The organism is Serratia sp. CY56464 (genome assembly GCF_052168435.1).
GTDB lineage: Bacteria > Pseudomonadota > Gammaproteobacteria > Enterobacterales > Enterobacteriaceae > Serratia > Serratia marcescens.
This window is the reverse complement of record NZ_JBJNMV010000001.1, coordinates 1,838,495-1,860,569: the sequence shown is the minus strand read 5'-3', so window position 1 is coordinate 1,860,569 and position 22,075 is coordinate 1,838,495. Positions and strand designations below refer to the sequence as shown.

Annotated in this window: 22 protein-coding genes; 9 read left to right on the top strand and 13 right to left on the bottom strand. The window is 61.0% G+C overall.

Annotated features, from left to right (window positions below; all coding sequences use genetic code 11):
- Positions 1 to 11 precede the first annotated feature (11 nt).
- Entirely contained in the window at positions 12 to 1,250 is a 1,239-nt protein-coding gene (locus tag ACJ8KE_RS09120; protein ID WP_250648469.1) for an MFS transporter, read from the bottom strand.
- Positions 1,251 to 1,701: 451 nt separating this feature from the next.
- Between ACJ8KE_RS09120 and ACJ8KE_RS09115 the strand changes: the two genes are divergently transcribed.
- The gene (locus ACJ8KE_RS09115; protein ID WP_028128007.1) at positions 1,702 to 2,004 is read left to right on the top strand and encodes a putative quinol monooxygenase; all 303 of its coding nucleotides are present in this window, start codon (positions 1,702 to 1,704) and stop codon (positions 2,002 to 2,004) included.
- A gap of 117 nt (positions 2,005 to 2,121) precedes the next feature.
- On the opposite strand, the gene ACJ8KE_RS09110 is transcribed toward ACJ8KE_RS09115, so the two are convergent.
- The 7 genes from ACJ8KE_RS09110 to ACJ8KE_RS09080 all read right to left on the bottom strand — a co-directional run bounded on the left by ACJ8KE_RS09110 (position 2,122) and on the right by ACJ8KE_RS09080 (position 9,214).
- Positions 2,122 to 2,682: a hypothetical protein gene (locus ACJ8KE_RS09110; RefSeq protein WP_116403780.1), complete on the bottom strand. Its 561-nt coding sequence runs from the start codon at positions 2,680 to 2,682 to the stop codon at positions 2,122 to 2,124.
- Positions 2,666 to 3,232 (bottom strand): GNAT family N-acetyltransferase, encoded by a 567-nt coding sequence (locus ACJ8KE_RS09105; protein ID WP_016928260.1) that lies wholly within the window; start codon positions 3,230 to 3,232, stop codon positions 2,666 to 2,668. Before ACJ8KE_RS09105 ends, ACJ8KE_RS09110 begins: the two co-directional genes overlap by 17 nt.
- Positions 3,233 to 3,355: 123 nt before the next feature.
- Positions 3,356 to 4,075: an enoyl-CoA hydratase-related protein gene (locus ACJ8KE_RS09100; RefSeq protein ID WP_016928259.1), complete on the bottom strand. Its 720-nt coding sequence runs from the start codon at positions 4,073 to 4,075 to the stop codon at positions 3,356 to 3,358.
- Entirely contained in the window at positions 4,068 to 5,240 is a 1,173-nt protein-coding gene (locus tag ACJ8KE_RS09095) for an MFS transporter (RefSeq protein ID WP_015377389.1), read from the bottom strand. Before ACJ8KE_RS09095 ends, ACJ8KE_RS09100 begins: the two co-directional genes overlap by 8 nt.
- Complete coding sequence (gene hemA, locus ACJ8KE_RS09090) at positions 5,237 to 6,448, bottom strand: 5-aminolevulinate synthase (protein ID WP_015377390.1); 1,212 nt, start codon at positions 6,446 to 6,448, stop codon at positions 5,237 to 5,239. Before hemA ends, ACJ8KE_RS09095 begins: the two co-directional genes overlap by 4 nt.
- A gap of 15 nt (positions 6,449 to 6,463) precedes the next feature.
- On the bottom strand, positions 6,464 to 7,675 hold the full coding sequence (locus tag ACJ8KE_RS09085) for an acetyl-CoA C-acyltransferase (protein ID WP_306376713.1): 1,212 nt from the start codon (positions 7,673 to 7,675) through the stop codon (positions 6,464 to 6,466).
- Between the two features lie 9 nt (positions 7,676 to 7,684).
- Positions 7,685 to 9,214: a 3-hydroxyacyl-CoA dehydrogenase NAD-binding domain-containing protein gene (locus ACJ8KE_RS09080; RefSeq protein ID WP_306376714.1), complete on the bottom strand. Its 1,530-nt coding sequence runs from the start codon at positions 9,212 to 9,214 to the stop codon at positions 7,685 to 7,687.
- Between the two features lie 335 nt (positions 9,215 to 9,549).
- On the opposite strand from ACJ8KE_RS09080, the gene ACJ8KE_RS09075 reads away from it, so the two are divergent.
- The 3 genes from ACJ8KE_RS09075 to ACJ8KE_RS09065 all read left to right on the top strand — a co-directional run bounded on the left by ACJ8KE_RS09075 (position 9,550) and on the right by ACJ8KE_RS09065 (position 11,733).
- Positions 9,550 to 10,266, top strand: coding sequence for a LuxR family transcriptional regulator (locus tag ACJ8KE_RS09075; protein ID WP_028128010.1), 717 nt, complete (start codon positions 9,550 to 9,552; stop codon positions 10,264 to 10,266).
- A 180-nt stretch (positions 10,267 to 10,446) separates the two neighbouring features.
- The gene (locus ACJ8KE_RS09070) at positions 10,447 to 10,875 is read left to right on the top strand and encodes a universal stress protein (protein ID WP_004927993.1); all 429 of its coding nucleotides are present in this window, start codon (positions 10,447 to 10,449) and stop codon (positions 10,873 to 10,875) included.
- Between the two features lie 177 nt (positions 10,876 to 11,052).
- A complete protein-coding gene (locus ACJ8KE_RS09065; protein WP_033640771.1) occupies positions 11,053 to 11,733 on the top strand; it encodes a hypothetical protein in 681 nt (226 codons plus the stop codon).
- Between the two features lie 45 nt (positions 11,734 to 11,778).
- Here the strand turns inward: ACJ8KE_RS09065 and ACJ8KE_RS09060 are convergent, their stop codons facing one another.
- From ACJ8KE_RS09060 to ACJ8KE_RS09045, 4 genes are read right to left on the bottom strand one after another with little or no spacing between them, the layout of a single operon-like run.
- Positions 11,779 to 12,792 (bottom strand): Ldh family oxidoreductase, encoded by a 1,014-nt coding sequence (locus ACJ8KE_RS09060; protein ID WP_306376715.1) that lies wholly within the window; start codon positions 12,790 to 12,792, stop codon positions 11,779 to 11,781.
- 19 nt (positions 12,793 to 12,811) lie between these two features.
- On the bottom strand, positions 12,812 to 14,377 hold the full coding sequence (locus tag ACJ8KE_RS09055) for an APC family permease (RefSeq protein ID WP_079449421.1): 1,566 nt from the start codon (positions 14,375 to 14,377) through the stop codon (positions 12,812 to 12,814).
- Positions 14,378 to 14,421: 44 nt separating this feature from the next.
- The gene (locus tag ACJ8KE_RS09050) at positions 14,422 to 16,038 is read right to left on the bottom strand and encodes an aldehyde dehydrogenase (NADP(+)) (protein WP_079449420.1); all 1,617 of its coding nucleotides are present in this window, start codon (positions 16,036 to 16,038) and stop codon (positions 14,422 to 14,424) included.
- 54 nt (positions 16,039 to 16,092) lie between these two features.
- The gene (locus ACJ8KE_RS09045) at positions 16,093 to 17,013 is read right to left on the bottom strand and encodes a dihydrodipicolinate synthase family protein (protein ID WP_016928251.1); all 921 of its coding nucleotides are present in this window, start codon (positions 17,011 to 17,013) and stop codon (positions 16,093 to 16,095) included.
- A 28-nt stretch (positions 17,014 to 17,041) separates the two neighbouring features.
- Between ACJ8KE_RS09045 and ACJ8KE_RS09040 the strand changes: the two genes are divergently transcribed.
- Positions 17,042 to 17,188 carry a hypothetical protein gene (locus tag ACJ8KE_RS09040; RefSeq protein ID WP_153303148.1) on the top strand — a complete coding sequence of 49 codons (147 nt, stop codon included), beginning with the start codon at positions 17,042 to 17,044 and terminating at the stop codon, positions 17,186 to 17,188.
- A 31-nt stretch (positions 17,189 to 17,219) separates the two neighbouring features.
- Here the strand turns inward: ACJ8KE_RS09040 and ACJ8KE_RS09035 are convergent, their stop codons facing one another.
- Positions 17,220 to 18,074, bottom strand: a complete 855-nt coding sequence (locus ACJ8KE_RS09035; protein ID WP_031300114.1) for an AraC family transcriptional regulator — start codon at positions 18,072 to 18,074, stop codon at positions 17,220 to 17,222.
- A 389-nt stretch (positions 18,075 to 18,463) separates the two neighbouring features.
- Between ACJ8KE_RS09035 and ACJ8KE_RS09030 the strand changes: the two genes are divergently transcribed.
- From ACJ8KE_RS09030 to ACJ8KE_RS09015, 4 genes are read left to right on the top strand one after another with little or no spacing between them, the layout of a single operon-like run.
- A complete protein-coding gene (locus ACJ8KE_RS09030) occupies positions 18,464 to 19,411 on the top strand; it encodes a 4-hydroxyproline epimerase (protein WP_049300482.1) in 948 nt (315 codons plus the stop codon).
- Positions 19,411 to 20,535, top strand: a complete 1,125-nt coding sequence (locus ACJ8KE_RS09025; protein WP_097102379.1) for an NAD(P)/FAD-dependent oxidoreductase — start codon at positions 19,411 to 19,413, stop codon at positions 20,533 to 20,535. The genes ACJ8KE_RS09030 and ACJ8KE_RS09025 overlap by 1 nt, the downstream gene beginning before the upstream one ends.
- Positions 20,532 to 20,792: a (2Fe-2S)-binding protein gene (locus ACJ8KE_RS09020; RefSeq protein ID WP_071525942.1), complete on the top strand. Its 261-nt coding sequence runs from the start codon at positions 20,532 to 20,534 to the stop codon at positions 20,790 to 20,792. Before ACJ8KE_RS09025 ends, ACJ8KE_RS09020 begins: the two co-directional genes overlap by 4 nt.
- Entirely contained in the window at positions 20,785 to 22,053 is a 1,269-nt protein-coding gene (locus tag ACJ8KE_RS09015) for an FAD-dependent oxidoreductase (RefSeq protein ID WP_016928247.1), read from the top strand. The genes ACJ8KE_RS09020 and ACJ8KE_RS09015 overlap by 8 nt, the downstream gene beginning before the upstream one ends.
- The last annotated feature ends 22 nt before the right edge of the window (positions 22,054 to 22,075 follow it).

Sequence of the window (22,075 nt, the reverse complement as noted above, 5' to 3'; positions counted from 1 at the left end):
ATAACGCGCCGCTATCCGGCAATCTCCGCGTCTTGCTTGCTCACGTCGGCGCGCCGGTTTCTGAGCGCCCACAACAGCGTGGCGCACAGCAGCGAAAAGGCGGCCAGCACCAATGGCCCGGCATGCGGGCTGTGAAAACGCTGTTCCGCCTCCGTGCGGATCAGCGGGGCTAAAAAGCTGAATGCGGCGCCGAGCGTGGTGCAAAAACCGATGCCGGCCGCCAGCGCCGGGCCGGTGAGCACCTGAGCGGGAAACGTCCAGAAAATCGGCTGCACCGCCAGGAAACTGACTGCGCAGCAGCTCAGGGCGACGATGGCGAGCAGAGGGCCGGCATAGGAAGACACCACCAACCCCAGCGCTGCGGCGACCATGCACCCGACGGCGATCGGTAATCTTCTGGCGGTGTTTCTGTCGGCATAGCGCGGCAGGAAATAGACGCCCAGCGCGGAGAACGCCCAGGGGATGGCGGCCACCAGCGAGGCCTTGAAGCCGAGATGGGTGCCCATCAGCGAAGCGACCTGCGACGGCAGGAAAAACATCAGGCCGTATACGCCAATCTGCAGGGTGCCGTAGATCAACGCCAGATGCCAAACGGTGCCGCTGCTCATCGCCGCTTTGACGCTGCTGGTTTCGGTCTGCTGCTGTTCATCGGCCAATTGTGCCACCAGCGCCGTGCGTTCTTCCTCGGTCAGAAAGCGGGCCTGCCGTGGGTTATCGTCGAGATAGAAAAAGGCGAAGACGCCGAGTGCGACGGCCGGCAGCCCTTCCAGCACGAACATCCAGAACCAACCGGGTTTACCCAACACGCCGTGCATCTCCAGCAATGCCCCCGACAGCGGTGAGCCGAGCGTCAGGGCCGCCGGCACGCCAAGCACGAAAATGCCAATAACCGAGGCGCGCACCTTATTGGGAAAATAGATCGACGCCAGCAGCAGGATGCCGGGGTAAAAGCCGGCTTCGGCGATCCCCAGCAGAAACCGCAGAACGATAAATTGCTGTTCATTGGTCACCAGCCCGGTGCAGGCCGACAGCGCCCCCCACAGCGCGGTGGTGGCGCTGAGCCAGCGTTTGGCTCCCCAGCGGTTCATCAGCAGGTTGGCCGGGATGCCAAACAGCGCATAGGCGGCAAAAAATATTCCGGCGCCCAGTGCAAAGGCGGATTGCGACAGCGCGATATCGATGGCCATCGCGTCCTTGGCAAAGCCGACGTTAACCCTATCGATAAACGCGATGAAGTACATGGCGAACATCAAGGGCACCAGTCTGCGCCAGGTTTTGCGAATGGCGGCGTTGAGCGCAGGAACGGCATAGGTGGCGTGATTCACTGGCGGTAACCTCTCTTCTGAGAATGACAAGCGTCGGTCATAAGGACCGTCCTGGCGCCGTTGCCCTCAACACGACGGTAACAGCGGACTTTCTTCGCGAGCCTTAAAGGTCTAATGGTCAGGCCTTTAAGGGTGAAAAAAATGCCGCATATCGGGTCGGCAGGTTGATGCAGACATCACCATGGTGAATGGCGTGTTGCTTTTTTGTTAATCAGACGTTCACACAGGGCCAGGGCGCGTTCAAGCGCTTTGATCGAGATCTGTGTGCGCTATCACCGAATTGGCAACCCGGCGATAGACCTGGAGTATGGCGCTTTCATCTCGGGAGTGAGGACGATAAGGTGAGGCACGGCAAAACAGAATGCAGGAGCGCAACATGCTGAAGGTCATCGCTGAAGATTTTATCCACCCGGAACACATTGACACCGTTATGCCGTGGTATCGCGAGCTGGTGGAGAAAACCCGTCAAGAGCCGCTGAACATCAGTTATGAACTGTGCATCGACCAGCAGGATCCCGGGCATTTTATTTTTATCGAAAGCTGGCCGGATCGCGCCGCCCTGGACGTGCATTGTCAGACCGAGCATTTCACCCGGCTGGTGCCGCAGATCAATCAGTATCAACGCAAGCCTTGCACCTTCCTGTTTATGGAGGCATTTCCTGAAACAGGTGATAAATAGGCGAAAAAATCCCCGCAGGGGGCGGGGTTAATGGCTTCTCAACACTATCTTGATCTTGTTGTGATTAAAAAATAGGCTGATAATGATTTTCATTCTCTAAGAATGCTCTTAAATTAATCAATCTGGTGAATGATTCACCGCCTGCTTTTCGCTGGCGGTTTTAATGGCGCGCAACATACGGCGCCGTATCAACCCGCTCACCAGGCGAATAGCATACCAATAGGGGGTAAACCGCCGCCGGCTGGCGTCGTCGGGGCAGAAGATGCGCGTTTCCGTCACCAGACGACAACGCCCGCCCTCGGGGGGACTCACAACATAACCCAGCGCCAGTTTGGCGACGCCGGGCTGAGCGAAGGCCAGAAAGCCCGCCCCGTCAGCGACCTGCTCCAGACCGTATTCAGCCTGCCAAAAGCGGCCGATCAGGCCATAGACCAACGCGCTGTCATCCTGCTCAAGCAGGCAAAAGTTATGCAGGCCAAACGGCGGCGGGGTGGGCGTTCGGCGCGGCATCAGCCGCGCAGGCAATTCGCGCAGCGCTATCATGCTGCGGAAGAAACGATCGTGCTTGGGATCGTAGGCGGCCACGGCCGCCAGGATCCGCGCCTGCGGCGCGGCGATGACGATCGCATGCCGTTCCGAGAACTGGTATTGCCCAAGGTATTTATTCAGCAACGTCATGCCTTGCATTCTCCCGCCATTCACTTTGCAGCAGGGCGAAACCGAATTCGTCGCCCCATGCGCCTTTGAAAAACACGTTTTGCCGCCAATAGGCCTCGCGCCGAAAACCCAGTTTGCCGAACAGCGTGGCGGCGGCAAGATTACGCGCGTCCACCACCGCAGTAATCCGGTGCTTCGCCAGCGGCCCGAACAGCAGAGCGATGACGGCGTTCAGCGCCTCGCGCGCCAGCCCTTGACGCTGGTGGCTGGGCGCGAAGGTCACGCCCAGTTCAGCCTGGCGCCCCTCATCGAAGAAATGCACCGCGATATCGCCGAGCAACGCGCCGTCCTCGCGGCGTTCGACCGCCAGTTGAAACCAGCTGTCGTCACGGTTGAATTCGAGCCGCCGTTGCTGTGCGAAAAAGGCCTGTGCCTCGGCGACGCTGTAGTCGCTCCAGCTTTGATAGCGCGCCACGTCAGGGTGGCTGCGGTAGGCGGTAAAGTGGGGCAGATCGTCGGCGGTGAACGGGCGCAGGATCAGTCTGGGGGTCAGCAGAGGCAAGTGGCGCATTGTTTTTCCTTATCAGCGCATTAGGGCTACCGGCAGTGTAGCCCAGCGCCGAGAGGCGGGCTGCGTAAAATGAGCGGTGGAGGACAAACGGGAAATGCCGGTTCAGGCGAACCGGCAGGGGCATTATCGGCGGGCGGCGGCCTGACGCAGGCGCTCGACCGGGCCTTGTTGAAAATCGAATGAGGGGGCTTCTTGCCGTGCCAGCCCCTGGCGCACAATGGCCTTAACCGCCTGGCTGGCGGCAAGATCTTTTCCGGCGATCTGTTCGGCGATGCGCAGCGCCTCTTCCCGGGCCGCCCCCTCGCTGATGCGAGAAATGGCGCCGTGTGACAACGCCTCCTGTGCGCCGACGGTTCTGCCTGTCAGCAGCCAGTCGAGCGCGACATAGGGAGAAATACGCGCCGGCAAGCGCGCGCACCCGCCTTGTGCGGCGACTAACCCGAGCCCGGTTTCGGGGAAGCTGAAGCGCGCGTTCTGGCCGGCGACGATCAGATCGCACGCCAGCGCCAGCTCAAATCCGCCCCCAAACGCGATGCCGTCAACGGCGGCGATGATCACCTTGGCGATCTGTGCATGGATCAGCCCGCCAAACCCCTCCGGCGTGACGATGGGCAGTTCACCCTGATGAAAGGCGTTGATATCCATGCCAGCGGAAAATACCGCCGGTTGACCAGCCAGGACGATCGCTCGCACCGAGTCATCGTTATCCGCCTGCCGCAGGTAAGTGCGGATCAGCTCGGCCATCTGCAGGTTGATGGCGTTTTTTTTCTCCGGCCGATTGAGGGTGATGACCGCAACCTGCGCGCCATAACGTTCGTAAAGCACCGGCGGTGATTCACTCATCGCTGGCCTCCCCGCGGAAAAAGATCAGCGTCAGCAGCAGGGCGATGGCGCCGAGCGGCAGCGAAAACAGCGGCAGGTAATAGGCCGGCAGCGCGTAGAGCGCCAGGCCGCCCAGCATGCCGCCCGCCGCGATGCCGGCGTACAGTACCGAGCTGTTGAGCGATACGGTCAGCGCGCCAAAGCGTTTCGATAGCGACAACAGGTGATGCTGGATCGGCACCAGATACATCCAGCCGGTGATGCCCCAGACCAGAAAGATGGCCAGCACCCACCAGGGGGAAGTGACATAGAAGGCCAGCAGAAACAGGGACAGCGTCTGGATTGCCACGGAAAACAGCAGCACGAACTTGCTGCCGAGGGCATCGGTTAACGCGCCGGAGGCAAAATTGCCGATCACCGCGCCAATGCCGAACACCAGCAGCGCGAGGGGCAGGATCGCCTGCGGGCCGAACTGGGTGTTTTTCAGCAACACGCTGACGTAGCTATAGACGATGTGTTCCGAGCAAACGGCAAAAAAGGTGATCAGCAGCGTGGTCAGCACCGCCTTTTGTCTCAGCGGGGCGAGCCGCTCTTTCAGCGAATGCTTGCCCGGAGGCGCAATGGCCCGCAGCGCCAGCGACAGGCCCAGCAGCGCAATCGCCCCCAGCAGGGCGATGAACAGGAAGATTTCACGCCAGCCGATCAGTTTGGCGAGAAAGGTGCCGAACGGAATACCGAGCGCAATAGCCAACGTCATGCCCCCATAGACGATGGAAATGGCCAGGCCGCGGCGTTTTTCCGCCACCAGCCCCACCGCGGCGGCGGCGGCCTGCGGCGTGTAACAGGCCGCCCCCAATGCCGCCAGCACTCTACCGAACGAGATCTGCAGGTAGCTGGTGGCCCAGGCGCAGGCCAGGTTGCCGGCGATGAACAGCACCAGCGCCAACTGCAGGATATGCTTGCGGTTGACGTTGCCCAGCAGCCAGGCGGTGAGGGGGGCGAACAGCATATAAGCCAGCGCGAATACCGATATCAATTGCCCCGCTTGCGCGGGGCTGACGGCAAAGGTATCGGAAATGTCGCTGAGCACGCCGGCGACGATAAAGGCGTCGGTGCCGATGGCGAAGGTACCGGTCGCCATCAGACAGAGCGTGATCAGATGGCCGTTATAATCCGCTAACTTCATCCCGCCCTCCGCAGATCGTTCGCCGCCCAGACTCGCCCCAGCGCCGCCAGGAAGGTCTCCACGTCGGCATGGGAGTGCGCCGAGGTCGGCGTCACCCGCAGCCGCTCGCTGCCTGCGGGCACCGTCGGGGCATTGACCGGTTGCACGTAAATATCGTGCTCATCGAGCAGCACTTTACTGATGTGTTTGTTGCGGTGCGGATCGCCGACCAGCAGCGGCAGGATATGGCTGTCTGCCGACACCAGCGGGATGCCGGCGGCGCGCAGGCCGGTTTTCAGGTGATCGACGATCGCCAGCAGGTGTTTGCGTTGGGTGTCATGCTCGAGGTTGTATTTAAAACTGGCCAGCGCGGCGGCCACCACCGGCGCCGGCGACGAGGTGCTGAAGACGAATGCCGGGGCCCAACTGCGCACGGCCTCCACCACCGAGCGGGGCGCGGCGATATAGCCGCCCGCCGCACCGTAAGATTTGCCGAACCCGCCCTGAATAATGGTGATTTTATCCAGCAGGCCCAGTTGTTCGGCGTAGCCCAGCCCCCGTTCGCCATAGACGCCGGCGGAGTGGATCTCGTCGAGATAGGTCAGCGCCTGATACTGCTCCGCCAGCGCCACGATCTGCGCCAGAGGGGCGAAGTCACCGTCCATGGAATACAGCGACTCGAAAGCGATCAGCTTTGGCCGCGCCGGATCGGCGGCCTGCAGCAGCTCGGCGAGGTGCGCCACGTCGTTATGGCGGAAGATTTTTTTCTCCGCCTTGCTGTAGCGTATCCCGTAAATCATCGAGGCGTGATTCAGCTCGTCGGAGAACACGATCAGATCGGGAATGGCGTCGCACAGGGTGGACAAGGTGGCGTCGTTGGCGCCGAAACCGGTGGTGAACAGCAGCGCCGACTCTTTGCCGTAGGCGCTGGCCAGCAGCGTTTCCAGCTCGCTGTGGTAGACCGAGGTGCCGGAAATGCTGCGGGCGCCGCAGGTGCCCAGCCCGACCCGGTTAACCGCATCGGTGGTGGCCAGCAGCACTTTGGGGTGGTGGCTCATCGCCAGATAGTCGTTCGAGCACCAGACGTTGAGACGGCGCTCACCGTGATGGCCGTGGCTGGTGGCCCAGGGTTTGTCCTGCACGCCGCGTTCAAGGTTGAGGAACTCGCGAAAACGCCCCTGTTTTTTGGTTTCCGCCAGCTTTTCTTCAAGAATGTTCAGTACGCTCATCGTATGTTCCTTGTGTTAAACGGCTTTAAGGTTTAATGACAGCCCCTGACCGACGCCGACGCACATCGTCACCAATGCGTTGTTCGCCTGTTGGTCGCGTAATTCCAGCGCCGCCGACAGCACCAGGCGCGCGCCGGACATCCCCAGCGGATGACCGAGTGCGATGGCGCCGCCGTTCGGGTTGACCCGCGCGTCGTTGGCGCCGATACGCCAGTGTTTCAGCGCCGCCAGAACCTGTGAGGCGAACGCTTCGTTAATCTCGATGATGTCGAAGTCGTTCAAGGTGAAGCCGCCGCGCTGCAGCAAGCGCTCGGTGGAGGCGATCGGCCCCAGCCCCATCAGCGCCGGTTCAACGCCGGCGGCCGCGCTGTCGCCGATCTCCGCCAGCGGTTGCCACCCCTGGCGTTTCACGTAGCGGCCGGAGGCTAATAGCAGCGCGGCGGCGCCGTCGTTGATGCCGGAAGCGTTGCCTGCGGTGACCGAACCGCTGGCGGAGAACGCCGGTTTCAGCGCCTGCAGCTGTTGCAGCGTGCTGAGCCGGGGGAATTCGTCCTGCGCGAATGTGCGGGTAGTTTTACGATCCGCCGGCACGTCCACGGGGGTGATTTCCCGCGCCAGCCGGCCGCTGTCGATCGCCCGGCGGGCTTTTTGCTGCGAGGCCAGCGCGAACAGATCCTGTTCCTCGCGTGAGATATGTTGCCGTTGGGCCACGTTTTCCGCCGTGATGCCCAGCGGATCGCTGCCGTAGCGCTGCGCCAGCCGCGGGTTAACAAAGCGCCACCCCAACGTGGTGTCGTACAGCTTTACCCCCTTGTCGAACGGCGTTTCGCCTTTGCTCAGCACATAGGGCGCGCGGCTCATGCTTTCCACACCGCCGGCCAGAATCAGTTCGCTGAGGCCGCTGCGGATTTTCGCCGCGGCGTAGATCACCGCATCCAACCCGGAGGCGCAAAGGCGGTTGAGGGTGATGGCCGGCACCGACGGATCCAACCCGGAAAGCAGCGTCGCCATGCGGGCGACGTTGCGGTTGTCTTCGCCGGACTGGTTGGCGCAGCCCAGAACCACTTCGTCCAGATCTGCTTCCGCCGCGGGATGGCGCTGCAGCAGGCCGCGAATGATCGTCGCCGCCATGTCGTCGGGACGGGTATGCGCCAGGCTGCCGCCATAGGCGCCGATCGCCGTGCGCGTGCCGTCGATCAGATAAACGCCATCATCGTTAATGCTCATCATGGATCCTTAAGGCGTAGTCGTCAGCGCCGGTAGCGCGGCGTGCAGAAGGGTGTAATGCGGCGCATAGCGCGCCGCGTGCAGCAGCTGAGCCAGATTGCTCAGCGTTGTCCTGACGTTTTTCTCCCCCAGTTTGCCGAGCCAGTCGAAAATGCCGCCGGCGTAGTTAACGCCCGCGACGGCGGCGACATCGATGTCTTCCCGGCTGCAGACGCCGCTTTCCACCATGATCACCGACTCATTGATCAGGCTGCTGAGGACGCGGGCGACGATAAGCGCCGGAGAGTCCTTGATAAATTCAACCTGCGGGATTGCCGTGTGCAGCAGGCGTAAAAACAGCGCCTTATTGGCCGCAGAGGCGTGGCGGCTGTGCGCCGCCGCCAGATACGTCGTGTCGGCGTAGTTCAGGGCGACATCGACCACAAAGGCATCTGCTGCCGTCTGCTCGGCCAGTTGGCTCGCCGTGCGGCCATCGGTGATGCTGACGGTGAAAGCGTCATTGATCTGGACGGCCGACCCCAGCCCCGGTAATGCCGGCCGTTGTTCCACGCGCAGCTGTGGCCACTGAAGCGCGGCTCGCTGCTGTAACAGGGTAAAAAAAGGGTGCTCGCCGTAAACGCGCAGCGTCTCGACGTCTGCATTGCTGGCGGCCGTCACCGGCGGGGCGGTTTCTTCGGCGGCAAAATAGGAGCGGCCGTTCTTTTTCCCCAACAGACCGGCATCGACCAGTGAACGCTGCAGATGACCGGGGGTATAGCGCGGGTCGTATTGCATGTCCTGCCAGATTTGCCGACTGACCTGATAGTTGATGTCTTGGCCGATAAAATCGGTCAGCTCGAGCGGCCCCATGCGGAAGCGCCCGCCGGCCTTGAGAGCGCGGTCGATCTGCGCCGCGCGCGCCACGTGTTCTTCCAACAGGCGGAACCCTTCCAGGTAGTAGGGGCGGGCCATGCGATTGACGATGAACCCCGGCGTGGCCTGGCAGACGACATCGTGTTTCCCCAACGCCGCCACCAGTTGGCGGCAGCGTTCGGTGGTGGCGTGCGCGGTAAAGTAGGCCGGAATGATTTCAATCAGCTTCATCAGCGGCGCGGGGTTGAAAAAATGCAAACCGATAAAGCGTTCGCTGTGCGTCACCGCAGTAGCCAGCTTGTTAAGCGACAGTGAGGAGGTATTGGTGGCGATCAGCGTGTCGGGCTTGACCACCGCGGCGATGGTCGCCAGCACCTCAAGTTTGGTTTGTTCTTGCTCGGCGATGGTTTCTATCACCAGCTCGCTGTCGGCGATGGCCTCAAACACTGAAGTGAACATCAGATTGGCCAGCACCGCGCCTTTATCCTGCAGCGCGATCTTGCCCTGTTCGACTTTCTTGTTCAGGTCTTGCGCGATATATTCGCGAGCCTGATTGAGGGTATTGCCGTTGCGATTATAAAGCACCGTGCGAATGCCTTTTTGCGCGAAAAGATAAGCGATGCCTCTGCCCATCGTTCCCGCGCCGATAATCGCAGCCGATTGAATTGCCGCATTACTTTCTGCCATAGAAAATCCCCGTCACTGTATGCCATGCGAAATTCGCAAATGCTTATTATCTCTTTGGATTTACGGCGGCACTGGGTGCCTGTCTGGAAAGTAATTGGTGGTGTCCTGGCTGTCTAACGGTAGAAATGACAGGTTTACGTGCCGAGGAGAGTATGCTATTCGCGTAGTTTTCCTGTTCGGCGCAATAAAAAGGCTTATTTTAAGGGGAATAGCTGTTTTCGTTATAGCGTTGGTATTTTTTATTATATGAAACGGCTACTGGCGCCGGGCGGCGATATTCTATAGTGAACCTGACCTATCGATAAATCGACATCGCTATCTGGAGAACCTGCGTTATGGATACCCGCACTCAACGGCTCATGGCGGAGGTAATTGGCAGCCTGGCCGATCGCGAATGCTTTCTGACGCAACTGGGACCCTGCGCCGAGGCGTTGGGGTTTGATTATTTCTCTTACATCGTGTTTTCCTGTTATCCGGCCAGCAGCCCCAAGATGCTGATCGAAGGGAATATTTCAACGAACTATCTCGAAGATTATCGGCGGCAGCGGGTGTATTTGCAGGATCCGGTTATTGAGCGTGCTCACCATTCCACGCTGCAGTTCCAGTGGGACGAAAGCTTTTATCATGAGCGGCCGACGCTTTGGCGGCGTATGGCGCAATTCGGCCTGTGCGCCGGTTGGTCGCAGTCGGTCAAGGATTGCTATGGCAGGTTGGGGATCCTGACGTTTGCCGGTAAAGCGCTACCCGAGCAAACGCCGCAAGTGCGTGCGGCAAATGAAACTTTTTTCCTTTGGCTGGCGCAAACCGCCCATAAAACGCTGCGGGAGGCCTTGATATCGGTGAATGATGACGCGATAAAAGATGTGCTGACGCTGCGCGAAAAAGACATTTTACGCTGGTGCAGCGAAGGAAAAACGGCGGAAGAGATCGCGTTGTTGATGGGGGTGAGCGAGCGCACGGTCAATTTCCACATCGGCAACTCGATTAAAAAACTTTCTGTCGCCAATAAGACCGCCGCTACCGCCAAAGCGGTTTATTTACAGCTGATTTAATCTCGAGTAATAAATAATTAAGCGCCTATCCGTTATCGGTGTAATGTTTATATTTTGTTAAATTAAAAACTATCCTTATCAGTATTTACCCCCCGATCACAAAAGCGTGATAAAGCGATTCACCGCGCCCGTGCGCGGCAGTATTCTGTTGGCACCCGGTTTACATAGAAAGGACGTGATATGTACAAGACTATTTTAGTGCCGATCGATATTGAAGAGGACCTGTTGACCGAGCATGCGCTGAAGCATGTGGAATATTTGGCGAAGATGTCCGGCGCTAAAGTGCATTTCTTCCATGCGCTGCCGGATGCCTCGGCGTTTGTTACTGCCTATTCGTTCGGTCTCAAGGAGTTTGAGAATCAGGCGGAGGTGAAGGCGGTGGATAGACTGAAGAAAATCATGTCGGAAATCGATCTGCCGCTGGATCGCCTCAATTACACCGTTAGCTTCGGTTCTGCACGCGATCAGGTGTTGGAACTGGCGGAAGAGATCGACGCCGATCTGATCATCATCGGTTCGCGTCGCCCGAGCGTGAAAACCTATCTGCTGGGGTCCAACGCCGCCGCTATCGTTCGCCATGCCAATATTTCGGTGATGGTGGTCAGATAATCCATCTTAAACTCACCATTTTCGGGCACGCTCTGCGGTTACCAGCCGGCTGCAGAGCGTGCTTTGCGTTTTATTGCCATCCCAGTCTGAACTGCTACGATTTTAGCTGACGTTTTTATGCCAACCGGGCCACCGGCCTTGCGCATATTTTTCATTTCAGCCAGAAGAGGGGCAGCTATGCCATTAGAAGTCGATGGGATTATCAGAGGCGATCGGGGCAGTGAACCGAGCCGTTGGCAACATGCGTCAACCAAACCGCTTATCACGCTGACCTGGCATCACACCATTCCCTGGAACTGTTTGCGTAATGTCTGGAATGGTCTGGTGGCGGGGCAGCATTGGAACGCGCTGGACGAGTTTATGAATCTGATCGGTGTGCCAAACCGCGCCGCGGTGCTCAAACAGATCCAGAATAAGAACCTGCAGGATCGCGATGGATTACACACTCTGGTGACCTGGCAAGGATGGAATATCGTCGAGGGGCCAGGTAATGAGTATCGCGCGCAGGGGGACGATCCCGGTGAAAACTTCGACGGTTGGTCGGGTAAGGGCATGAGCACTAATCAGCAAGCGACGCTGCAGCAGGTCAACGTGTTGTATCAGGTGATGGCGCCGCTGGGAAGTCGTGCGCTGGACGCCGCCAGACAGGCGCCGCCCATTACTGCGGAAGAAGCAGACGTCTTGCAACGGACGATTAAACAGACCCGCCCAACGTTGCGAGGAAAGGAACCGATCCGGTGGCAAGAAGACATGTGGCATCAGGTGCAGCCGGGTAAAGAGGCGAAACACTTCGCCCGCTGGGACACCAAACCGGTGTGGCGCAAACGCCTGCACAGCGACCTGGCTCAGGCTGGATAAGCCTCTCCCCGCGCCGGGTTGCCGGCGCGGGGCATTAATCCAGCGTTAATCGCACAGCGCCACTATGTCGTCGTACAACGCCTTGGGGATTTCCACGCCGTATTGCTCGCTCTGGCGCCGTTGCCGATAACGGCGTTCGCCGGGGATGCGGGCGCCTTGCGCCTGCATATCGGCAAACATCGCCTCCGCTCCGGCGAAATATTTCGCCTTATCCGCACCGAGAAAACGCTCGGGATCCAATGCGATGACCAGCTCACCGCCGTAAGGCGACGAACCGGTGCCATCGTCATAGGCCAGCGATTCCTTGCTGGTCATATCGCCGATCAGCGGCCCTGCCAGCAATTCAACCATCGCCGCCAGCGCCGAGCCCTTATGCCCGCCGAAGGTCAGCATCGCGCCCTCCAACACGCTGGCGGCATCGGTGGACGGATTGCCTGCCTTATCAATGCCCCAGCCTTCAGGCAGCGGGGTGCCAGCGCGGCGGTGTAATTCGATTTCGCCGCGCGCCGCCGCGCTGGTGGCCATGTCGAATAAAAACGGCGGCCGATCCGGGCGTGGCCAGCCGAAGGCGATGGGGTTGGTGCCGAAGAGCGGTCGCGAACCGCCGGCCGGCGTCACCCAGGCGTGGCTGGGCGTGCAGGCCAAGGCCACCAACCCCTGCTCGGTCAGCGGTTCGATATCGGCCCACAGCGCGGAGAAATGCACGCAGCGGTTGATCGCCAGCGCGGCGAGGCCGTTGGCGCGCACTTTCTCGATAAAGGCCGGCAGGGCGGTGCGGTAGGCCAGCAGGGAGAACGCGCCGCCGGCGTCGGCGCGCAAGATGGCTGGCGCCTGGTCGAGCAACCTGGGCATCGCATCGGCAGAAACCTTGCCTGCCCGCAGCGATCGCACGCAGCCCAACAGCCGGTACAGCCCGTGAGAAGCGCAGCCGTCGCGTTCGCCCTGAGTGACATTTTGCGCCACCGCTTCGGCATGCGCCTGATTGAAACCGTTGTTGCGCAGTGTATGCAACGCCAGTTGATAAGCCTGTTCCAGCGACAGCACATGCATGGATGTCATTTCGATGTCCTCCCTGGGGTCATTCTTCTTCATCGCCGATAAAATTGGCCTGGGGTAAACAGGTATAGGCGCCCCAGTAGTAAATCGCCAGCGCAATCACCGACATGGTGAGGGTGTCCCATGGATGAGCAATAGCGCCGATGCCGCCGAAGCTGCTGAGGTAGGAAAGCCCGATCACCAGCGCATAGAAGACGATCAGCCACAGCGAGGACCAAATTTGCTGTCGGAGGCTAACGGCGTGGGTTGGCACCTGATTCTTGAACAGGATATAGATGAAGAACATCAAGATCTGCAAGCCGAGCAGCCAGGAGACGGTATCCCAGCCGGACCAGAAGACGATCAGCGCCGAAATGATAAACGACAGCGGGCCGAGCACGCAGAAACCGCGGACCCGGAACGGACGCGGCATATCGGGCGCATTGCGCCGCAGCCCGGCGGCGGTCACCGGGGCGATGGCGTAGCTCAGCACCAGTGCGGCGGATACCACGCCGATCAGTTTTTCCCAGGATGGGAACGGCAGCGTCCAGAATACCGAGAGAGCGAAGGTCAGCCACAGCGCCGGGCGGGGAATACCGGACTCGCCATCCACCCGGGTGAACAGTTTGAAGAAGGTGCCGGCGCGCGCCCAGCCGTAGATCACGCGAGGCGTGGCGTTCATATAGATATTGCCGGTGCCGCTCGGCGAAACGATCGCGTCGCTGACCACCAGAAACGCCAGCCACCCCATACCCAGCGTGATGGCGATGTCGCGGAACGGCAGGGAGAACTGTTGGCTGATGCCGGCCCAGCCGCCGCTCAGCATCTCGCTGGGGATACTGCCGAGAAACGCTATCTGCAGCAGCACATAGATGATGGTGGACAGCACTACTGACAGGATCAGCGCGATGGGAATGGTGCGCTGCGGCCGTTGCACCTCGCTGGCGACCGAAATGATCGGTGTCAAGCCGAGGTAGGCGAAGATGATGCCGCCGGCGGAAATGGCGGCCTCAACGCCGGCGGAACCGAAGGGAGCAAAGCCCTGGCTGTGCAGGTTTTCCGGTTTGAAAAAGCTGAACAACACCACGATCACCAACAGCGGCACCAGAAACTTCAGCACGCTGATCAGGTTATTGGATTTGGCGAAGGTTTTGACGCTGTAATAGTTGAGCGCGAAGAAAAAGCACAGCAGCGCCAGCTGCACCAGCCAGCCGATCGCTGTTGGATCGCCGGAACCCGGCTGGCTGAGGAACGGGAACCAGGCGGCGGCGTACTGCCGGGCGGCGACGACTTCGATGGCGATCAGGCTGGAGAAGGCGATCAGCGTGATAAACCCCAGCAGATAACCCATCAGTTCGCCGTGCGAGAATACCGGATAGCGAATGATGCCGCCGGCGCGTGGCAGGGCGGCGCCCAGCTCGCAGTAGACGATGCCGAGCAGCAGCACCGCCAGGCCGCCGATCAGCCAGGAATAAATACCGGCCGGGCCGGCGATGGAGGAGACATGGCTGGCGGCGAACAGCCAACCGGAGCCGAAGATGGCGCCCAGACCGATGAACGTCAGATCGGTGAGCGTAAGCTGCTTCTTGAATTTGCCTTGGGTTGTCATGGTATTACCCTTTTGTTATTGAGTGGCAGGCAGATGCGGCCGAGCTAATGTTGGGCAGGTGAAACCAGGGGATCTCGGGTGTAAACGCCGTTAACCAGTCGCAGCAGGTTGAGCGGATTGGCGTCCTGCAGCGCCGGCGGCAACAGCGCCGCAGGGGTGTTTTGCAAACAGACCGGCCGCAGGAAACGCTCGATGGCCAGAGTGCCTACCGAGGTGCCGCGTGCGTCGCTGGTCGCCGGGTAAGGGCCGCCGTGCACCATGGCGTCGCACACTTCCACCCCGGTCGGATACCCGTTGAACAGCACCCGACCGGCTTTGCGCGCCAACAGTGTCGTCAAACCGGCGGCCACATCGAGATCGTCGTCGTCCGCCAGCAGCGTGGCGGTCAACTGGCCTTGCAATGCCGTTAGCGCCGCATGCAGCTGCGTTTCGTTATCCACCGCCACCAGGATGCTGACCGGGCCGAAGACCTCCTGTTGCAGCAGCGGGTCAGCCTGCAGCAACAGCGCCTCCTCCGCCTGATAAAGCTGCGCCGCCGCCCGAAGAGCGGGCGTTTCGCTTCGGCCTGCCAGCCGCCGCATACCCGGGTGGGCATCAAGGGCCGCCAGCCCGTGACGGTAGTGCTCCAGGGTGCCGGCATTCAGCATCGGCTGCGGCTCGGCGGCGTTGACCAGGGCACTCATCGTTTCGGTTAACCGATCCAAGGCGGCGCCGCGCAGCGCGACGATCACGCCGGGCTTGGTGCAGAACTGACCGCAGCCGAGTGTGAAGGAAGAGACCAGCTCCTGCGCAATGTGCTGTCCGCGCCGCGCCAACGCCTTGGGCAGGATCACTACCGGATTGATGCTCGACATTTCTGCAAAGACCGGGATAGGTTGAGGGCGTTGCATTGCCAGATCGAACAGCGCTCGGCCGCCTTGCAGCGAGCCGGTGAATCCCACTGCCTGAATCGCCGGATGTTGTACCAAATCAGCCCCCACGCGGTTGCCGAAGATCATGTTGAAGACGCCGGCGGGCATCCTTGTGCGTTCCCGAGCGCGCTCGATCGCCTGAGCGGTCAGCTCGGCGGTGATCATATGGCCGCTGTGCGCCTTGAACACGACCGGGCAGCCGGCGGCGAGCGCGGCGGCGGTATCACCGCCCGCGGTGGAAAACGCCAGCGGGAAGTTGCTGGCGCCGAATACCGCCACCGGGCCGAGCGCCGTGCGGTATTGACGCAGATCGGGGCGCGGCAGGGGGGAACGCTGCGGCAGCGCGCAGTCGATGCGCACCCCCTCGACGTCGCCGCGCCGCAGCAGCGTGGCGAACAGCCGCATCTGGCCGCTGGTTCTGGCGCGTTCGCCGCTCAACCGCGCAGGCGGCAAAGCCGTTTCCTGCATGGCGAAGGCGAAGAAAACATCATCCAATGCGTCTAACTCTTCGGCGATGGCGTCGAGAAAGTTCGCGCGTTGTTCTGCACTGAGTTGCGAATAGGGCGCAAAGGCCGCGGCGGCGGCTTCTGCGGCGGCGGCGGTTTCTGCCGCCGTGGCCTGGTGGAAGCGGTAGCCGGTTGGCTGACCGTCGTCGGCGCGCAGGCTAAACAGCGACGCTTCCCCTTCGGCGCGGCGCTGGCCGCCGATAAATTGTTGGCCGCTGATGGCGGCGTAGCGATCGTTGGGCATCGTTTCCCCCGGTAGATAAAGCATGACGCCCGGCATGGCCGGGCGATGAAGGCGTCACAGGCCGACGTTCGGCAGCGCAGGGCGGGTGGCCAGCGCTTTATCGATCACGGCGTTGATCTCGGTGAGCGTTTCTCCCTGCAGCGCCAGGCGTGGAGGGCGAGTGACAGCGCTGCCGCGGCCGACCCGCTGTTCGCAGAGTTTGATGCACTGCACCAGATCGGGGCGGGCATCGAGGTGCAGTAGCGGCATAAACCAGCTGTATAGCGCCAACGCTTCCTCATAGCGTTTTTCCTTCGCTAGCCGGAACAGGGTTTCCCCTTCGCGCGGGAAGGCATTGGACATGCCGGAGATCCAGCCTTGCGCGCCGACGGCGATGCTTTCCAGCACCACATCGTCCAACCCGGCGAACAGCACGAAGCGATCGCCGACTTCATTGCGCAGGTCGATAAAGCGGCGGGTATCGCCCGACGAGTCTTTGAAGCACACGATGTTCTCGCAGTCGACCAGCGAGGTCAGAATGTCGGGCGTGACGTCATTTTTGTAAATGGGAGGGTTGTTGTAGACCATTATCGGCAGATCGGTCGCGCCAGCGACGCTGCGGAAGTGCGCGGCGGTTTCGTGCGGTTTGGCGGAGTAGACCAGCGCCGGCATCACCATAATCCCGTCGACGCCAGCCTTTTGCGCTTCACGCGCCATGTTCTGCGCGAAGGCGGTGGTGAACTCGGCGATGCCGGCGATCACCGGCACTTTACCGTCGGCGGCGTCTTTCGCCACTTCGATCACCGCCAGTTTTTCCTGCACCGTCATCGAAGTATTTTCACCGACGGTGCCGCACACCACCAGGCCGGAGACGCCGTCGCGCACCAGGTTTTTGATCACCGTATGGGTGGCGTCGAGATCCAGAGAGAAATCGTTGCGAAATTGGGTCGTCACCGCCGGGAATACGCCGCTCCAGCTTATGGTTTTATGGCTCATCGTGTTGTCCTGTCGTCCGAAAGTGTTAATGAAAAGTGAATCTTTGGTAAGGCTCACCGACAGATTGACCGGTATTGCGCAGGGAGGCTTGACGCTTTTCGCCGATTGCCGCGACGAAATTGGCACAATAGCGGCGGAAAACGGGCGTGAAAAATCGGGCGTCGGTACGCCGTGAGAAGAGAAGGTTAACGGGGTAAATCAGCGCGTTAAGCGGAAAGCGTCAGGCGAAAATCGCGTGGCGTGGAGCCGGTCATCGCTTTGAACTGACGGCTGAAGGCGCTGTGATCGGTATAGCCGCACTGCAGCGCGATGTCCGTGATCGGCAGATCGCCGGCCAGGAGTTCCGTGGCCTTTTCCAGCCGCACTTTGTGGATCATCTGGCGCGGGGTGAGGTGGAAGATACGTTTGCAGTAGCGTTCGATCTGCGCCACCGATAACCCGGTCAGCGCCGTCAGCTCTTCAAGCGCGATCGGTCGGGCGTAGTGGCGGCGGATATGCACGTCGATCGCCGCCAGCCGCTGGTAGGCCGGGTGATTGGCTCTGGCCTCCTGCAGATCGTGAGAAATACCCGCCATACCGATGATTTTTCCCTGCGCGTCATACAGCGCCAGCTTTTGCGTCAGACACCAGCCGGTTTCTCGGCCGTTGTACAGGTGCATTTCCAGCTGATCCTGGATCAGCACGCCGTGGCGCAATACCCGCAGATCCTGCTCGGTATAGCCGGATCCGAGCTGAGCGGGAAAAACGTCGGCGGAGGTTTTACCCAGCAGCGGCGTGACGGTTTTGAAACCGCAGCGCCTGGCCAGCGTCAGGTTGGCCAGCAGGTAGCGAGCCTGGGCGTCTTTGATAAAGAACACGACGTTGGGAATCGCGTTCAGCAACGGCGCGATCAGCGCCAGCGTATTCAGCAGATCGCGCAGATTGTTCGGGCGCTGCTGCGCCAGTCCGTCGCACAGGCGCGACAGATGTTCGACGGCAAAAACGTCCTCCTGCTCCGGCAGCCCCACAAGCGAAGGCGGCGAGAGAGAAACCGGAGGCGGGTAGTCTGAAGTGGATCGCATAGCAGTCCCTTTTCGGTCGTTAGCCGGAAAAACAGGCGGGCCAGGTTGGCGCTTTCGCATCAATATTAACTTTTTTGTAACGAAGCAAGCGCTATTTCCGGCGGGCTGCCAAATATGCGGATTGCCGCATACTTTTGCCGGACGGTGTTTGGCGGTTGCTTGAAAACTGCGGCGTTTCTCGCTAGGCAAGGGTTTAGCATGGAAATAACAATATGATAAATAAGTTATTATTATGACAATCGTTAAGTTCATACCCGCGGCGCGTCAGTCCCGACTTTTGTCACTGTGCTGATTTCTTCATTCGCTGCGCCGAAACGCATCAAGCCGTCATGCTCACATTCGTTCAGGCTAATGCTATTGGTAACATCTCATTAACCCAGGAGACGCCGATGGCACTTTCTGCGCATATCACCGCTTTGCGGGCGATCGATTCTCATACCGGCGGAGAGCCGACCCGCCTGATCGTGGAAGGTTTTCCCGATCTTGGCGAGGGTAACATGGCGGAACGGCGGGCGCGTTTCGCACAACATTATGACGATTGGCGCTGCGCGGTGATGCTCGAACCGCGTGGCAATGACGTGCTGGTGGGGGCGTTGCTGTGCCGCCCCTGCTCGCCACAGGCCACCGCCGGGGTGATCTTCTTTAACAACAGCGGCTATCTGGGCATGTGCGGGCACGGCACCATCGGGCTGGTCGCTTCGCTGGCTCATCTGGGGCGCATCCACGCCGGGCGCCATCTGATCGAGACCCCGGTCGGCCCGGTAAGCGCCACGCTGCATGATGACGGCAGCGTCACGGTGGAGAATGTGGCGGCTTATCGTTACCGCCGCCAGGTGCGGATTGAGGTTGCCGGTCACGGGCCGGTGACGGGCGACATCGCCTGGGGGGGCAACTGGTTCTTCCTGATCGGCGAGTCACCGTTGCTCATTGATAAACACAATCTGGAGGCGTTGACCGCGTTCACCTGGGCGGTGCGGCAGACGTTGGAACAGGCGGGCATCCGCGGTGAAGACGGCGGCGCTATAGACCATATCGAACTGTTCGGTGACGATCCGCAGGCCGACAGCCGCAGCTTCGTGCTGTGTCCCGGCAAAGCCTATGACCGTTCCCCGTGCGGTACCGGCACCAGCGCCAAACTGGCGTGTCTGGCGGCGGACGGCAAACTGCCGCCGGACACGCAGTGGCGGCAGGCCAGCGTGATCGGCAGCGAATTCCAGGCCTATTATCGTTGGAACGGCGATCGCATTGCCCCCTTTATTCGCGGGCAGGCCTATGTGTGCGCCGATAGCCAACTGTTGCTCGACGAACGCGATCCCTTCGTCTGGGGAATACGCTGATGGGCGCCGAGCGGGGAGCCGATGTCATCGTGGTCGGCGCCGGTATCATCGGCGCCGCTTGCGCCTGGCGGCTGGCGCGGGAAGGGTATCGTGTCTCGGTGGTGGACGACCGCCGCGCCGGCGCCACCGCAGCCGGTATGGGGCACCTGGTTTGCATGGACGATAATCCTGCCGAGCTGGCGTTAAGCGCTTATTCGCTGCGGTTGTGGCGCGAAGTGACGGGGCGCATGCCGGAAGCCTGCGCCTGGCGCGGTTGCGGTACGCTGTGGTTGGCGGATCAAGCGGATGAAATGGCCATCGCCGAGCAAAAGCGGGCGCGGCTGGCGGAGCAGGGCGTAGCCGCGGAACTGCTGGCGGCGGAGCAGATCGCCGTCATGGAGCCGATGCTGCGGCATGGCCTGGCCGGCGGACTGCGGGTGCCGGGCGACGGCATTGTGTATGCGCCGCTCGCGGCTCGCTGGCTGTTGGCCGACGGTGGTGCGGCAATTGACGTGGTGCATGGTGAAGCGACAGCGTTGGAGGAGGAAGCCGTGCGGCTGACGGACGGCAGACGTCTGGTCGCGCCGGTGGTGGTCCTGGCCTGCGGCCTTAGGGCCAATAACCTATTGCCACAGACTTTGCTTCACGCCAAGAAGGGCCAACTGGCGATCACCGATCGCTACCCGCCGCGGGTGCGGCATCAACTGGTGGAGCTGGGGTATGGCGCCAGCGCGCATGCCAGCAACGGCACGTCGGTGGCTTTCAATGTGCAGGCGCGGCCCACCGGACAATGGCTGATCGGCTCTTCCCGCCAGTTCGACGCCGTCGATTCGGCGTTGGACATGCCGCTGTTGGCGGCAATGCTTACGCGTGCGCAGCATTTCTTGCCTGCACTGGCGCAGATGAACATCATTCGCTGCTGGACAGGGTTGCGCGCCGCCTCTGCCGACGGGCTGCCGCTGTTGGGCGTGCATCCGCGGCATTCCTGGTTGTGGCTGGCTCTGGGGCATGAGGGATTGGGCGTCACGACTGCACTCGGCAGCGCTGCGCTGATTACTGCGCAGATTGGCCGGCAAACGCCGGAGATTGACGATTCCCCGTATTTGGCTGCGCGGGCGTTTGCCGCCGAGGAGTTGCCTGTATGAATGAAAGACAAAATACGATCGCGTTGAGCATCGATGGAGAACACCGACAGGTGCCGGTTGGTCTCAGCGTTGCTGCGGCGCTCAGCCTGTGCGGCGACGATCGTTGTCGGTTATCTGTTTCACACCAACCGCGCGCTCCCTTTTGCGGCATGGGCGTTTGTCAGGAGTGCCGGGTGACCATTAACGGTCTGCGTCGCCTGGCGTGCCAAACGCTGTGCCAAGCCGGCATGCGCATAGAGAGGAGCGATGATGAGTAACTTCGACTGTGAGGTGCTGATCGTCGGCGCTGGGCCGGCCGGCATGGCGGCGGCGCTGGCCGCTGCGGAAAGTGGTGGCCAGGTGCGAATGATTGATGATAATCCGCATCCCGGCGGGCAAATCTGGCGCGATGGACCGCAGGCGGCGTTGCCTGAAACGGCGAACCGCTATCGGCAGGCGGTGGCGGCGCGGGAAAATATTGCACGGCAGTCCGGCTGCAAGCTGGTGGCGCAGTGTGGCGCTAACCGATTGGCATATGAAGACGCTGAAGGCTGTGGCGTGATTCGCTATCAAAAGCTGATTTTATGCAATGGCGCGCGTGAACTGTTGTTGCCGTTTCCCGGCTGGACGCTGCCGGGGGTGACCGGTGCCGGTGGGCTACAGGCGCAAATCAAGCAGGGATTGGCGATCCGCGGCGAGCGAGTGGTGATAGCCGGCAGTGGTCCGCTGCTGTTGGCGGTGGCCGACAGCGTGAAACAGGCCGGCGGAGAGGTGGTCATGTTGGCGGAGCAGGCGCCGCTTTGGCGGTTGGCGGCGTTTGCCGGCGGCTTGTGGCGCTGGCCGGCCAAACTGCGTCAGGCGTTTTCTTTGATGCCGCATCGTTATCGTGCCGGCAGCAGGGTGCTGGCGGCGTTGGGGCAAGACCGTTTAACCTCGGTGCGTGTCAATAACGGCGGGCGGGAAAGAACGATCGCCTGCGACAGGTTGGCCTGCGGTTTTGGTCTGGTGGCGAACATTGAGTTGGCGATGCTGCTGGGGTGTCGGATAGAACATGACGCCGTGGCGGTGAATCATTGGCAGCAAACCTGCCAAGCGCAAATTTATGCCGCCGGGGAGTGTACCGGCGTCGGCGGCAGTGAATTGGCGCTCACCGAAGGCGCCATTGCCGGTTATGCCGCCACCGGGCAGCGGGAAAAGGCAGAGCGCCTGGCGGCGCAGCGGCGGCGGTGGCGGCGTTTCGCCACGGCGACAGCGGCCGCTTTTGCGCTCGATGAGCGCTTGAATTCGCTGGCCAATCCGCAAACGTTACTGTGCCGCTGCGAAGACGTTACGTTGGAACAGGTACGCCATCAGCCGGATTGGAACACGGCAAAGATGAGCAGCCGCTGTGGCATGGGGGCATGCCAGGGTAAAGTCTGCGCAACGGCGGCGAGGCAGCTTTTGAGCTGGCCTTTACCGTCGCCGCGTGTGCCTTTAACGCCGGTCAGGACGGAAACGCTGGTTGCGCTGGGGCTGAGCCGATGTGATGACGACGGTTGAATGGGTTTGCGGGCATTTCGCC